The sequence below is a fragment of the Streptomyces sp. NA04227 genome, assembly GCF_013364195.1.
GTDB lineage: Bacteria > Actinomycetota > Actinomycetes > Streptomycetales > Streptomycetaceae > Streptomyces.
This window is the reverse complement of record NZ_CP054918.1, coordinates 2268092-2281327: the sequence shown is the minus strand read 5'-3', so window position 1 is coordinate 2281327 and position 13236 is coordinate 2268092. Positions and strand designations below refer to the sequence as shown.

Genomic DNA, 13236 nt, shown 5'->3' with positions numbered 1-13236 from the left:
ACTCCACCCGTGACAGCAAGCGATTCACTGCGTAGGCTCCTGAATATGAATATGCACACTGTGGTGGTGGGGACGTCCGGCGTCAGTGCCGAGGACGTGGTTGCCGTGGCGCGCCAGGACGCGCGGGTCGAGCTGTCCGCGGACGCGCTGGCCGCGGTGGCCGCGGCCCGCGAGATCGTGGAGGCGCTGGCCGCGAAGCCCGAGCCGGTCTACGGCGTCTCGACCGGGTTCGGCGCCCTGGCGACCCGGCACATCGGACACGACCTGCGGGCGCAGTTGCAGCGCAACATCGTGCGTTCGCACGCCGCGGGCATGGGCCCCCGGGTGGAGCGCGAGGTCGTCCGGGCGCTGATGTTCCTGCGCCTGAAGACGGTGTGCTCGGGCCACACGGGCGTGCGCCCCGAGGTCGCGCAGACCATGGCCGACGTCCTCAACGCGGGCATCACCCCGGTCGTCCACGAGTACGGTTCCCTCGGCTGCTCCGGCGACCTCGCGCCGCTCTCGCACTGTGCGCTGACGCTCATGGGCGAGGGCGACGCGGAGGGCCCGGACGGAACCGTGGCGCCCGCCGCCGACCTGCTCGCCGCGGCCGGCATCACGCCCGTCGAACTGCGTGAGAAGGAGGGCCTCGCCCTCCTCAACGGCACCGACGGCATGCTCGGCATGCTGGTCATGGCCCTCGCCGACCTCGACACCCTGTACAAGTCCGCGGACATCACGGCCGCCCTCTCGCTCGAGGCGCTGCTCGGTACGGACAAGGTGCTCGCGCCCGAGCTGCACACCATCCGCCCGCACCCCGGCCAGGCCGCCTCGGCCGCCAACATGCTTGCCGTGCTTGCCGGTTCGGGCCTCACCGGCCGCCCCCAAGCTCTCGGCTCCGCTCGAGCAGGGGGGACCCCCATCCAGGACGACGCCCCGCGCGTCCAGGACGCCTACTCCGTACGCTGCGCCCCCCAGGTCGCGGGCGCCGGCCGGGACACCCTCGCGCACGCCCGCCTGGTCGCCGAGCGCGAACTCGCCTCGGCCGTGGACAACCCGGTAGTCCTGCCCGGGGGCCGGGTCGAGTCGAACGGCAACTTCCACGGGGCCCCGGTCGCCTACGTACTCGACTTCCTGGCGATCGCCGCCGCCGACCTCGCGTCGATAGCGGAGCGCCGTACCGACCGGCTGCTCGACAAGAACCGCAGCCACGGCCTGCCGCCCTTCCTGGCCGACGACGCCGGGGTCGACTCGGGCCTGATGATCGCCCAGTACACCCAGGCCGCCCTGGTCAGCGAGATGAAGCGGCTCGCGGTGCCCGCCTCGGCCGACTCGATCCCCTCCTCGGCGATGCAGGAGGACCACGTCTCGATGGGCTGGTCCGCGGCGCGCAAGCTGCGCACCACGGTCGGCAATCTGACGCGCGTCCTGGCGATCGAGCTGTACGCGGCCACCCGCGCCGTCGAACTGCGCGAGGGCCTCACCCCGGCCCCGGCCACCCGGGCCGTCCTGGAGTCCGTACGCGCCGCCGGAGTGGAGGGCCCCGGCCCGGACCGCTTCCTGTCCCCCGACCTCGCCGCCGCCGAGACCTTCGTGGCCGAGGGCCGCCTGGTCGAGGCTGTGGAACCGGTCACCGGGCGCCTGGCCTGAGTGAGGGCCACCTCCGGTCGGCACTACCGAGTGCGACTTCGCGACCCCGTCCGGTCACCGGGCGGGGTCGCCGCATGTGTTCCCGCCGCCGACGCCCACCGCGAGCCACCGCCGAGGGCTTCCGCTCGCACACAGGGCTCCAGCTCACGTACGGGGCTCCAACGCACCTACAAACTCGGTGACTTGACTGCCCCGGCCGGTACGCCGGGGCGCAGAGCGGCGCGCGCCCCGTGTCAACCCCGCGCCCCTCACGCGGTCCGGATCCAGCCACCGAAACCGCCCTCAACTCCGGCTGCCCGCCCCGTACTCCGGACCGGTGCCTACTCCGCGTCCGTACGCCGACGCCGTACCGAATACGCCACGAAACCCGCGCCCACGCCCAGGAAGACGCTGCCGCCCACGATGTACGGGGTGGTGTCCATGCTGCCGGTCTCGGCGAGGTCGAGGCGGTCGTCGGCGTCGGCCGGGCCGCTGGTGTCCGCCGTCACGGAGATCGCCGCGTTGCCGGTGGCCGTCGGGGACGGCGCCGGGGTGGGGCGGTGGTCGCCGCCGCCCGGGGTCGCACCGGCCGACGGAACGAACCAGAGGGCGCCGAGCAGAGTGCCCGCGGCGGCGGCGGTCAGCAACGGGCGGCGTGCGGACACGGAATATCGATCCCCTTGTGGCGCTGGTGAATTGGCAGGGTGGACCGATGTTAGTGAAAGCCGCGGGTCGCGGAAAAGTCACGGTGTACGAGGGCCGTACGCTCCGTCCTATGACCCCAACTGAAACTTCACGGTTCGTCCGGCTACGCGTCGAGCTCGTGGTCGAGATCGCCGATCCGGAAGCCGTCACCGGAGCGGCGATGCAACGGATCGCGGATGACGCGGCGGTGCGCGGGGACGACATGGCTCGTTCCGAGCGTGAGCACGCGGAGAGTGCGGTACAAGAGGACGAGGCAGAGGCCCTCGCCTATCTCGTGGATCCGTACGACCTGGTCAGCGAGGTGCCGGGGGTGGAGCTCGCACAGGCCTCGTGGAGCAGCGAACGGATCGACTACGACCCCGATTCGCCGGACTGGGACCTGGACGAGGAAGATGACGCGGAGCATGTGACCGAAGGCGCGGACGGCCGGTAGGGATACGGAAGCGGAAGACGGGAACGCGGAAAGAGGAAGACGCCGACCCCGGACGGCAACCGTGTCCGGGGTTTCGTCGTCTTAGAGGGGAGTGATCCCCTCGGCCCCGTCTGCCGGTACGTGGCTTTGCCCACAAAACGTCCGGAATCGGGCGGCGTGCATGTTCTAGTGGATTGCAGGGGACCTACGGGTTCGGGAAATGAGCTCGGGCTTCGAAGGCTTCGGACCCCCGGGCCTCAGGGGACAGTCGACGATGGAGAAGCGTGTGATGACGGACAGCAGACGACGCAAGGGCCTGGCGGCCGCGTCCGCGCTGCTCGGCGGAGTGCTGGCGCTCACGGCCTGTGGCGGCGGGGACGACAGCAGTGACTCCAAGCCCGAGAGCAGCGCTGGTGCCCACAAGGACCAGGCTCAGGTCGACGAGGCTGCCGCCAAGAAGAGCTCCGCTGCTCAGATCGAGATCACGCCCAAGGACGGCGCGGACAACGCGGGCATCAACAATGCCGCGAAGGTCACGGTCAGCGACGGCAAGCTCACCGAGGTGACACTGGAGACCGCCGACGGCACCGCGGTGCCGGGCGAGATCTCCGCCGACGGCACGAGCTGGAAGCCCAACGGCCAGCTCAAGCGCGCCACCACCTACCGGATCAGCGCCTCCGCCGAGGACTCCGAGGGCCGTGCCGCGCACGAGAACGCCTCGTTCACCACGGTCTCGCCCGACAACAGCTTCATAGGCAACTTCACCCCCGAGGACGGCTCGACCGTCGGTGTCGGCCACCCGGTGTCGATCAACTTCGACAAGGCCATCACCAACAAGGCCGATGTCCAGCGCGGCATCAAGGTCACCTCCAGCAGCGGCCAGGAGGTCGTCGGGCACTGGTTCGGCGCCAACCGCCTGGACTTCCGCCCCGAGGGCTACTGGCAGGCCGGGGCCACCGTCACCATGAAGCTCAACCTCGACGGCGTCGAGGGTGCCGAGGGCGTGACCGGTGTCCAGCAGAAGACGGTCACCTTCACCGTCGGCCGCAACCAGGTCTCGGTCGTCGACGCGAAGACCAAGACCATGAAGGTCACGCGCGACGGCCAGACCGTCAAGACCATCCCGATCTCCGCCGGTTCGCCCGACAACCCCACCTACGAGGGGCAGATGGTGATCTCGGAGAAGTTCCGGGAGACCCGGATGAACGGCGCGACCGTCGGCTTCACCGATGACGACGGCAAGGGTGAGTACGACATCAAGGACGTGCCGCACGCGATGCGTCTGTCGAACTCCGGCACCTTCATCCACGGCAACTACTGGGGCGCCGACTCCATCTTCGGCAAGGTCAACACCAGCCACGGCTGTGTCGGCCTGCAGGACGCCAAGGGCGCCAAGGACGAGGGCACCCCGGGCGGCTGGTTCTACAAGAACTCCCTGATCGGCGATGTCGTCGTGGTCCAGAACACCGGCGACAAGACGGTCCAGCCCGACAACGGCCTCAACGGCTGGAACATGGACTGGGCGCAGTGGAAGGCCGGTTCGGCGATCTGATCCGGCACCTGCCGACCCACGGTCGGCACTGATGGGCACGGCACGGGCTCGCTCCTCACGGGGGCGGGCCCGTCGTCCGTTTCCGGTGGCCCGCCGAGTAAGGTCCCGCGCATGGACCCCGCGATACCCGGCATGATCACCGCGACCGTGGGTGTCGTGGGCACTCTCCTGGCGCCGCCCCTCCCCGCGCCCCTCCCCGCGCCCCTCTCCGCGCCGCTCAGCCCTCCCGCGAAGCCGTCCCCGCGCGGCTCGCGTCCGCGCCCCAACTGGCCAGCAGGCGCAGGGACTCGGCCGAGGCGGAGCCCGGCTCGGCGTGGTAGGTGACCAGGTGCAGGTCCTCGTCCGCGGCGAGCTTGAACGTCTCGAAGGAGAGGGTGAGTTCACCGACCAGGGCGTGCCGCAGCTGCTTGGTGCCGTAGCCCTTCTCGCGGACGTCGTGGGCGGCCCACAGCCGTCTGAAGTCCGCGCTCTTCACGGAGAGTTCGCCGACCAGGGCGGCGAGCCGCGGGTCATCCGCATGGCAGCCCGCGTCCATCCGCAGAAAGCTCACGATGTCGGAGGCCTTCGCCTCCCAGTCCACGAACAGCTCGCGTGAGAACTCCTCGTGCAGGAAGACCAGCCGCGCCCAGTTGCGCTGCTCGCCCGGCAGCGTGCCCCAGTCGCCGAACAGGGCCGAGGCGAGCCGGTTCCAGCCGAGCACATCGGTGCGCCGGCCGACCACATACGCCGGTACGGAGTCCATGGAGTCCAGCAACTGCCGCAGGGCGGGCCGTAGTTGCTGCGGGCGGGAGGTCTTGCGGCGGCGGTGCTGCTTGGGCTTGGTCAGATGGAGCAGATGGGCGTGCTCGGCGTCGGTCAGCCGCAGCGCGCGGGCGATCGCGTTCAGTACCTCGCCGGACACATTGCGTCCGTTGCCCTGTTCCAGCCGCGTGTAGTAGGCCACGGACACCCCGGCGAGCTGCGCCAGCTCCTCACGCCGCAGCCCCGGCACCCGGCGGCGCCTGCCGTACGAGGGCAGTCCGACGTCCTCCGGCTTCAGCCGGGCACGGCGGCTGCGCAGGAACTCGCTCAGCTCCGCCCGTGGGTCCAGTGCCTCCTCGGCGCCGGAGCCGGGCTCCCTCTCCTCGGCGGGCTGCTCGTCCATGCTGCCAGTATCACCGACACCATCTGTGACCAGCCTCGACAGCCTGACCCTGCCAGTGGTAGGACCCCGGGTCCTAGGCACAACAGTGGGCTGGGTGCCCCTTCGCGTCTGCGGCACATTCGACTCCGTGCCCGTCCGCACGTGACGGCACACAGCGAACCCGAGGAGAATCCGGCATGACCACCGTTGCCGCCTACGCAGCACCCGCCGCCAAGGCCCCGCTGGAGCGCACCACCATCGAGCGCCGTGCGGTCGGCGCGCACGACATCCTGATCGAGATCAAGTACGCCGGTATCTGCCACTCGGACATCCACCAGGCCACCGACGGCTGGGGCGCGGGCATCTTCCCGATGGTGCCCGGCCACGAGATAGCCGGTGTCGTCGCCGAAGTGGGCCCCGCGGTCACCCGGTACGCCGTCGGCGACCGGGTCGGCGTCGGCTGTTTCGTCGACTCCTGCCGCGTGTGCGAGTACTGCGAACAGGGCCTGGAGCAGTACTGCGTCCAGGGCATGACCCCCACCTACAACGGCCGCGACAAGAACGGCGAGCCCACCCACGGCGGCTACTCCACCCACCTCGTCGTCGACGAGAACTACGCCGTCCGCATCCCCGACGGCCTCGCCCTGGACGTCGCCGCCCCGCTCCTGTGCGCGGGCATCACCCTGTACTCCCCGCTGCGCCACTGGAACGCGGGCCCCGGCAAGAAGGTCGCCATCGTCGGCATGGGCGGCCTCGGGCACATGGGCGTCAAGATCGCGCACGCCCTCGGCGCCGAGGTGACCGTGCTCAGCCAGTCGCTGCGCAAGCGCGAGGACGGCCTGAAGTTGGGCGCCGACCACTACTACGCGACCAGCGACCCGAAGACCTTCGAGGACCTGGCGGGCACCTTCGACCTGATCGTCTCCACCGTCTCGGCGCCCCTGGACTTCGACGCCTACCTCTCGCTGCTCAGGATCGACGGCGCCCTGGTGAACGTCGGCATGCCCGAGGAGCCGGTCTCGCTCGGCCTCGGCTCGGTGGTCACCGGCCGCAGGACCCTCGCGGGCTCCATGATCGGCGGCATCGCCGAGACCCAGGAGATGCTCGACTTCTGCGCCGAGCACGGCCTCGGCGCGGAGATCGAACTGATCCGCGCCGAGCAGGTCAACGAGGCGTACGAGCGTGTCCTCGCCAGCGACGTCCGCTACCGGTTCGTGATCGACACCGCGACGATCTGAGGCCCAGTGGTGCCGACGGAGTACCGACGGCTCCCGCGTACCGGTGTTCGTCCGGTACGCGGGAGCCGTTCGCGTCCCCGGCGATTACCTCACGGGTAATCGCGCCCCCGGGCCCACTGCGACAGCCTGGAGTTACGCACCGGGCGGCAGCCGAGCCGCCAGCACCGGGCGGCAGCCGAGCCGCCGAATGGCCCGTAGACCGAGGAGGTCACCATGACCGCGTACGCCATCGCCCACATCCGTCCCGACGCCCGCAACGACGAGGTCATCGAGTACATCGACCGCATCCAGGCCACCCTGGACCCCTACGACGGCCGGTTCCTGGTGCACGGCGCGGAGGTGGAAGTGGTCGAGGGCCCGTGGCCGGGCACCATCGTCGTCATCGGCTTCCCCGACATACGGGCCGCCCGGGAGTGGTACGGCTCCGAGGCGTACCAGGAGATCCTGCCGCTGCGCACCCGTAACGTGCCCGGAGAGGCGATCCTGGTCGACGGCGTACCCGCGGACTACGACGCCCGGCGCACCGCGGCCGCCCTGCGCGAGGCCCGTACCGAGGGGCGGTAGCAGCCAGCAGTAGCCAACAGCCAGTGGGCATCAGTCAACAGTCAGTGGGCGTCCGCCAACCACCAATGGACAGCGGTCAGTTGGCCGTCAGATCTCCACCCGCCTTACCCCGGCAGCAGGTCCTTCACATTCCCGCTCAGCTTGGGCGCCTCCGCCGCGCTGCGTGACTGAGTACCGGCCAGGTGTACCCAAGTCGCGCCGCTGCACGTGATGTTGAGGTTGGAGAAGGTACTGCCGGAGAGCAGCCAGCGGGTGCCGAGCAGGTTGGTGGCGCGCAGGTTGGTGTACCAGAGCGTGTTGCCGCTGAAGGTGGGCGGCAGCACGCCGTCGACGACCACGCCGCGCCCCGGATCGGTGACCGTACCGCCCAGCGGGAAGGCTGCGCCGCCGTCCCAAAGCCCCCCGGAACCACCGTTGTTGGAGTGGTTGAAGGTGTTGCCGGTCAGTGCGCCGTGGCCCCAGTTGTCGCCGCCGGGACCGTTCGCCGTGCCGTACGGGCTCGACTTCGAGAAGGAGTAGTAGGCGCCGTAACAGCCCACGACCGTATTGTCGTTGACCGTCCAGTTGCCCGAGGAGTTCCAGATCGCGAGCCGGCAGTAGGCGAAGCTGTTCGCGGTCAGCTGGGAGTACTCGCTGCGGTCGGCGGTGGAGACGCCGAAGTAGCAGCGGTGGAAGGCGCATCCGGAGATCTTGACGCGGTACGCGTAGTAGTCGTCCTGCACCGAGCCGGTCACCGTGATCCCGGCGCCCCGCCAGTGGGTGAAGTCGCAGTCAAGTACCCGGACGTTGGTACTGCGGGTCAACCGCAGCCCCACATGCCCGGTGACGATCCCGGTGTCGATCGGGTCGGCCGTCTGCCCGCGCAGCCGGATGTCCGTCAGCGTCACATCACGCTGCCCGTTGACGGAGAGCGCCCCGTGGGCCGTTCCCGTGACGGTGACCGTGGCCCCGTTGCCCGCGATGTAGCACCCGCTCGGCAACTCGGCCCGCTGCGGCAGGACATACGTGGCGCCGGGCACCAACTGCACCTGCGGGGTGGCGCGCAGGGCGGCGGTCCAGTCGGCCGTGTCCACCGGGAGCACCGGCAGCGGACCGTCCGCCGCGGCACCCGAGGCCGGGGCGGCGGCCCCGCCGAGCAGTGCGGCGGAGGCGGAGGTGAAGCCGAGACCGGTCAGGGCGCGGCGACGGGAGACCGCGGGCCGGTGCGGTTCGGGGGCGGCGGGCCTGAAAGCGGTCATCGGTGGCCTTCCGGGTCGCGGGTGCGGTCGCGGTGACGAGTCGGGGCGCGGGGCGGGGCGGTCCCTTGCTCTGTTCCCGGTTCCGCGGTCCGCGTCACACGTTCTTCCTGAACGCCCACCCCAGCATCGCGAACCGGCCTTCGTCGCGGGCGCCCGCCTTGGCGTACGTGGCGAGGGCCGCCTCGTTGTCCGGGTCGACGCCGACCCACATGCCGTAACAGCCGTGACTGCGGGCGTACTCGGCGAGCGCGTGCACCAGGGCGGTGCCGACACCGCGGCGCCGGTGCGGCTCGGCGACGCCGAGTTCGTACAGCAGCATCTCGGTGCCCTTGTCGGGGTGGACGGTCTCCACTCCGCTGACGAATCCGATGGGTTCCGTCTTGCTGGCGCGGTCCTCGGTGCCGTACGCCAGGAAGAGGTGGTGCCCGTGGTTGTCGTGGAAGCGGCGGGCCCAGTCGGGGTTCGCGGGCGCGTCGTAGAGGCGGCTCGCGGAAAGTATCTGGAACACGGTCGTGGCACGGCGGATGTCCATGAGCGGTTTCCTACCACTTGAGCGTGGTCGCACGCCTGCCCGGATCGTGGCGGGGCGGTGACGGTTGCGCGCGGACCCGCGAGGGATGTCCGAAGTGCCCTCCCGCGAGGCCCGTTGTGGCTGGTTTCACACCGATCGTTCCGAGGCGGCCGGGCGCCAAGTGGGGCGTACGGCGTCACGCGCACCACCGGCGCGCACCACGTGCCCGCACCACCCGTCCCGCTTCCGCCACTTGGTCCCGCGGCCCGCACCGACTCCGTACACCACCTGCCGTACACACCCCCGCCGCCGTACTGCCCGGGAAGACGGCTGAGTTCCGCCCGGGGGCTGCCGCGGCTGTCGGTGCGCGCCCGTACGGTGGGCGCATGAGACTGAGACTGCCCGGTCCGTGGCGCGGACCGTGGGCCAAGGCGCGTGCGCCCCGGCGGTGGCTGGCCGCCGGGGCGGCCGTCGCGGTGCTCGCGGGAGCCGGTACCTGGAACGCCGTGGCCTCGGACGAGGCGGCGCCGGTGCACCGCAGCGACCGGGTGCTGGACACCGGTGGCACCCGCCTGGACACCTCGTACTTCACCTCGGGTCCCGGCCGTCGTCCCGCCGTTCTCCTCACCCACGGGTTCGGTGGCAGCAAGGACGACGTACGCGAGCAGGCGGAGCGGCTGGCCCGGGACGGGTACGCGGTCCTCACCTGGTCCGCCCGCGGCTTCGGCAAGTCCGGCGGGCGCATCGGTCTCAACGACCCGCGCGGTGAAGTGGCCGATGTCTCCCGGCTGATCGACTGGCTCGCGAAGCGTCCCGAGGTGCGCCTGGACCGCGCCGGAGACCCGCGGGTCGGCATCACCGGCGCCTCGTACGGCGGGGCCGTCGCGCTCCTCACGGCCGGGCACGACAAACGGGTCGACGCCCTCGCGCCGCTCATCACCTACTGGGATCTCGGCGAAGCGCTGTTCCCCGCCGGGGTGTTCAAGAAGACCTGGGCCGGGCTGTTCATCAACACCGGCGGCGGCTGCCAACGCTTCGAGCCGCGGCTGTGCCGGATGTACGAGCGCGTGGCGCGCACCGGCCGCCCGGACGCCGAGGCGCGGCGGCTGCTCACCGAACGCAGTCCGGTGGCCGTCGGGAAGCGCATCAAGGTGCCCACGCTGCTCGTACAGGGCCAGAACGACTCGCTGTTCACCCTCGGCCAGGCGGACGCGGCGGCGCGGACGATCCGTTCCGGCGGCGCGCCCGTCGACGTCGACTGGATCGCGGGCGGGCACGACGGCGGCGACCTGGAGACGGGACGCGTCGCGGGCCGGGTGACCGACTGGTTCGACCGCCACCTCAAGGGCGACGAAAGCCAGGACACCGGGCCCGGGTTCCGGGTGACCCGGACCGGGGGAGTGGACTCGACCGACGGCGCGGCGACCGTGCGCGGCGCGACGGCGGACCGCTATCCCGGCCTCGGCAACCGGCCCCGGACGTTCGAACTCGGCGGCGGTACCCAGCGGTTCCAGAACCCGCCGGGCGGCAACCCGCCCGCCATATCGGCACTCCCCGGCCTCGGTGGCGGTGGCGGAGGCGGCGAGGGCGGAGGCGGCGCGCCCGGCCTGGCCCAGCTCTCCTCGCTCGGCGTCGGCATCTCCTTCGACTTCCCCGGCCAGCACGCCCGCTTCGACTCCGCGCCCCTGGGGCGCGATCTGCGGGTCACCGGCTCCCCGAAGGTGAAGGTGCGGCTGAAGTCGAGCAGCGCGGACATGGTGCTCTTCGGCAAGGTGTACGACGTCGCGCCCGGCGGCGACGGCCAGGTACTGCCCGCCGGACTCGTCGCCCCGGTGCGGGTCGAGGGCACCGACCGAGGCAAGGAGGTGGAGCTCACGCTGCCCGCCGTGGACCACGAGGTCCAGCGGGGCCACCGGCTGCGGCTCGTCCTGGCCAGCACCGACCTCGGCCACGCCTCCCCGGCCGAGCCAGCCCTCTACACCGCCTCCCTCGCCGGTCCGCTGCGAGTGCCGACCGCGCCCGGCGTGGACACCGCGGCCGCCCCGCTTCCCGACTGGATCTGGTGGCTGCCGGCCGCCGGTGCGCTGCTCGCCCTCGGCCTGCTCGTCACCGGACGCCGCCGGGTCACCGTGGCCCCGCCGCCCGACCCCGCACTTGCCGAAGTCCCCCTGGAAATCAGCGACTTGAGCAAGCGCTACGCCAAGTCGGCCGACCGGTACGCGGTACGCGAGCTGTCGTTCCGGGTCGAGAAGGGCCAGGTCCTCGGCCTGCTCGGACCCAACGGCGCCGGAAAGACCACCACCCTGCGCATGCTCATGGGCCTCATCCGCCCCGACGAGGGCGAGATCCGCGTCTTCGGCCACGCCATCCGGCCGGGCGCCCCGGTGCTCTCGCGGGTCGGTGCCTTCGTCGAGGGCTCCGGTTTCCTGCCGCACCTGTCCGGCCGGGCCAACCTCGATCTGTACTGGGCGGCGACCGGCCGCCCCGCCGAGGACGCGCACGCCGAAGAGGCACTGGAGATCGCCGGACTCGGCAACGCACTGGAACGCGCGGTGCGCACCTACTCCCAGGGCATGCGCCAGCGCCTGGCCATCGCCCAGGCCATGCTCGGCCTGCCCGATCTGCTGATCCTGGACGAACCCACCAACGGCCTCGACCCGCCACAGATCCGCGAGATGCGCGAGGTCCTGATCCGGTACGCGGCGGCCGGGCGCACCGTCATCGTCTCCAGCCATCTGCTCGCCGAGGTCGAACAGTCCTGCACCCACCTCGTGGTGATGGACCGCGGCGCCCTGGTCCAGGCGGGCCCGGTCGCCCAAATCATCGGCAACGGCGAGGAGTTGCGGGTGGGCACGGTCACCGAGGTGCCGCAGCCGCTCGTCGACAAGATCGGCGCCCTGCCCGGCATCGCCTCCGCCGTACGCGCCGAGGACGGACTCCTCGTACGCCTGGACGGAACGGGCACCACCACCGCGGCCGGACTGCTCGCCGAACTGGTGCGCCTGGACATCCCGGTGGAGTCCATGGGCCCGCACCGCCGCCTGGAGGACGCCTTCCTGACGCTGATCGGGGAGGGCGCGTGAGCCGCCGAGACCGGGGAGAACACGTGAGCTGCCGAGAACCGGGTGGGCGCGTGAGCCACCGAAACGGAAGGGGTTCGCGATGAGCGCGCCGACCGAACTGGCGCACGGCTACCGGCCGTTGCGCACCCTGCCGCTGCGCGTCGAACTGGCGCGGCAGTTGCGGCGCCGCCGCACCCTGGTCATGGCGGGCGTACTGGCCGTACTGCCGTTCGTCCTCGTCACGGCCTTCGCGGTCGGCGGCGAACCGAGCAGCAGGAACGGCCGGGTGACGCTGCTCGACACGGCGACCGCCTCCGGCGCCAACTTCACCGCGACCTGTCTGTTCGTCTCGGCGGGCTTTCTGCTCGTCATCCCCGTGGCGCTGTTCTGCGGGGACACGGTCGCCTCCGAGGCGGGCTGGTCCTCGCTGCGCTATCTCCTCGCCGCGCCGGTCCCGCGCGCCCGGCTGCTCGTCTCCAAACTGACCGTGGCCCTCGGTCTGAGCCTGGCCGCGATCGTGCTGCTGCCCCTGGTCGCCCTCGCGGTCGGTACGGCCGCCTACGGCTGGGGCCCACTGGAGATCCCCACCGGCGGCACCCTGCCCGCCGGGACCGCGGTACAGCGCCTCCTGATCGCCACCGGATACATCTTCGTCTCCCAACTCGTCACCGCGGGACTGGCGTTCTGGCTGTCGACACGTACCGACGCACCGCTCGGCGCGGTCGGCGGCGCGGTGGGCCTGACCATCGTCGGCAACGTCCTGGACGCGGTCACCGCCCTCGGCAGCTGGCGCGACTTCCTGCCCGCACACTGGCAGTTCGCCTGGGCCGACGCACTCCAGACCCGGCCGGAGTGGGGCGGCATGACCCAGGGCATGGTGGTGTCGGTGACGTATGCGATGGTCCTGGTCGCGCTGGCGTTCAGGGGGTTCCGGGGGAAGGACGTCGTTTCCTAGGCCCTGCCTGCCCCCCGGTGCCGGGCAGTGCCCGCCGGATGCCGGACGAGGCCTCGCTGAGGGCTCTGAGCCGAGAGTCTTGTGAGCCAGGGCCCTGACCCTGCCCCCTTGCCCCCTGCCCCTGATCGGCCAAGTCCGCCTTGTGACCGGCTCGCAACATTTCCGTCCGAGCGAAATCGGTCCCCCCGGCGTCGGAGTACTGAGCGCATCGGCGCTCGGACAGTGGTGAGTGCCACCGGCGGGCGCGCACAGGCGCGTGAGCCGGAGC

The 13236-nt window shown here is 71.4% G+C and carries 11 protein-coding genes; 7 read left to right on the top strand and 4 right to left on the bottom strand.

Features of this window, described 5'->3' with window-relative positions:
* Window positions 1–51: 51 nt before the first annotated feature.
* Window positions 52–1629 carry a histidine ammonia-lyase gene (hutH, locus tag HUT18_RS09470; RefSeq protein WP_176104395.1) on the top strand — a complete coding sequence of 526 codons (1578 nt, stop codon included), beginning with the start codon at window positions 52–54 and terminating at the stop codon, window positions 1627–1629.
* A 320-nt stretch (window positions 1630–1949) separates the two neighbouring features.
* Here hutH and HUT18_RS09465 read toward each other — a convergent pair whose 3' ends face one another.
* Window positions 1950–2273, bottom strand: coding sequence for an LAETG motif-containing sortase-dependent surface protein (locus HUT18_RS09465; RefSeq protein ID WP_254878499.1), 324 nt, complete (start codon window positions 2271–2273; stop codon window positions 1950–1952).
* Window positions 2274–2383: 110 nt separating this feature from the next.
* Here HUT18_RS09465 and HUT18_RS09460 point away from each other — a divergent pair, with 110 nt between their 5' ends.
* Together HUT18_RS09460 and HUT18_RS09455 are read left to right on the top strand one after the other, a co-directional pair.
* The gene (locus tag HUT18_RS09460) at window positions 2384–2746 is read left to right on the top strand and encodes a hypothetical protein (protein ID WP_176099523.1); all 363 of its coding nucleotides are present in this window, start codon (window positions 2384–2386) and stop codon (window positions 2744–2746) included.
* Window positions 2747–3014: 268 nt separating this feature from the next.
* Window positions 3015–4277: an Ig-like domain-containing protein gene (locus HUT18_RS09455; protein ID WP_176099521.1), complete on the top strand. Its 1263-nt coding sequence runs from the start codon at window positions 3015–3017 to the stop codon at window positions 4275–4277.
* Window positions 4278–4494: 217 nt separating this feature from the next.
* Here HUT18_RS09455 and HUT18_RS09450 read toward each other — a convergent pair whose 3' ends face one another.
* The gene (locus HUT18_RS09450) at window positions 4495–5421 is read right to left on the bottom strand and encodes a helix-turn-helix domain-containing protein (protein WP_176099520.1); all 927 of its coding nucleotides are present in this window, start codon (window positions 5419–5421) and stop codon (window positions 4495–4497) included.
* A gap of 176 nt (window positions 5422–5597) precedes the next feature.
* On the opposite strand from HUT18_RS09450, the gene HUT18_RS09445 reads away from it, so the two are divergent.
* Both HUT18_RS09445 and HUT18_RS09440 read left to right on the top strand, forming a co-directional pair.
* Window positions 5598–6638, top strand: a complete 1041-nt coding sequence (locus tag HUT18_RS09445) for an NAD(P)-dependent alcohol dehydrogenase (RefSeq protein ID WP_176099518.1) — start codon at window positions 5598–5600, stop codon at window positions 6636–6638.
* Window positions 6639–6851: 213 nt separating this feature from the next.
* Window positions 6852–7202, top strand: a complete 351-nt coding sequence (locus HUT18_RS09440) for a DUF1330 domain-containing protein (RefSeq protein WP_176099516.1) — start codon at window positions 6852–6854, stop codon at window positions 7200–7202.
* 104 nt (window positions 7203–7306) lie between these two features.
* Here the strand turns inward: HUT18_RS09440 and HUT18_RS09435 are convergent, their stop codons facing one another.
* Both HUT18_RS09435 and HUT18_RS09430 read right to left on the bottom strand, forming a co-directional pair.
* Window positions 7307–8440 (bottom strand): right-handed parallel beta-helix repeat-containing protein, encoded by a 1134-nt coding sequence (locus tag HUT18_RS09435; RefSeq protein ID WP_176099514.1) that lies wholly within the window; start codon window positions 8438–8440, stop codon window positions 7307–7309.
* A gap of 94 nt (window positions 8441–8534) precedes the next feature.
* Window positions 8535–8972, bottom strand: coding sequence for a GNAT family N-acetyltransferase (locus tag HUT18_RS09430; RefSeq protein ID WP_176099512.1), 438 nt, complete (start codon window positions 8970–8972; stop codon window positions 8535–8537).
* Between the two features lie 365 nt (window positions 8973–9337).
* Between HUT18_RS09430 and HUT18_RS09425 the strand changes: the two genes are divergently transcribed.
* The gene (locus HUT18_RS09425; RefSeq protein WP_176099511.1) at window positions 9338–12034 is read left to right on the top strand and encodes an alpha/beta fold hydrolase; all 2697 of its coding nucleotides are present in this window, start codon (window positions 9338–9340) and stop codon (window positions 12032–12034) included.
* Window positions 12035–12113: 79 nt separating this feature from the next.
* On the top strand, window positions 12114–12968 hold the full coding sequence (locus tag HUT18_RS09420; RefSeq protein ID WP_176099509.1) for an ABC transporter permease: 855 nt from the start codon (window positions 12114–12116) through the stop codon (window positions 12966–12968).
* Window positions 12969–13236: the final 268 nt, after the last annotated feature.

What these genes read in the sequence shown, in the direction of transcription:
- HUT18_RS09440 (WP_176099516.1), top strand. Translation starts at nt 6,852, where the DNA reads ATGACCGCGTACGCCATCGCCCACATCCGTCCCGACGCCCGCAACGAC.
- HUT18_RS09435 (WP_176099514.1), bottom strand. Translation starts at nt 8,440, where the DNA reads ATGACCGCTTTCAGGCCCGCCGCCCCCGAACCGCACCGGCCCGCGGTC.
- HUT18_RS09455 (WP_176099521.1), top strand. Translation starts at nt 3,015, where the DNA reads ATGACGGACAGCAGACGACGCAAGGGCCTGGCGGCCGCGTCCGCGCTG.
- HUT18_RS09460 (WP_176099523.1), top strand. Translation starts at nt 2,384, where the DNA reads ATGACCCCAACTGAAACTTCACGGTTCGTCCGGCTACGCGTCGAGCTC.
- HUT18_RS09425 (WP_176099511.1), top strand. Translation starts at nt 9,338, where the DNA reads ATGAGACTGAGACTGCCCGGTCCGTGGCGCGGACCGTGGGCCAAGGCG.
- HUT18_RS09420 (WP_176099509.1), top strand. Translation starts at nt 12,114, where the DNA reads ATGAGCGCGCCGACCGAACTGGCGCACGGCTACCGGCCGTTGCGCACC.
- hutH (WP_176104395.1), top strand. Translation starts at nt 52, where the DNA reads ATGCACACTGTGGTGGTGGGGACGTCCGGCGTCAGTGCCGAGGACGTG.
- HUT18_RS09430 (WP_176099512.1), bottom strand. Translation starts at nt 8,972, where the DNA reads ATGGACATCCGCCGTGCCACGACCGTGTTCCAGATACTTTCCGCGAGC.
- HUT18_RS09450 (WP_176099520.1), bottom strand. Translation starts at nt 5,421, where the DNA reads ATGGACGAGCAGCCCGCCGAGGAGAGGGAGCCCGGCTCCGGCGCCGAG.
- HUT18_RS09445 (WP_176099518.1), top strand. Translation starts at nt 5,598, where the DNA reads ATGACCACCGTTGCCGCCTACGCAGCACCCGCCGCCAAGGCCCCGCTG.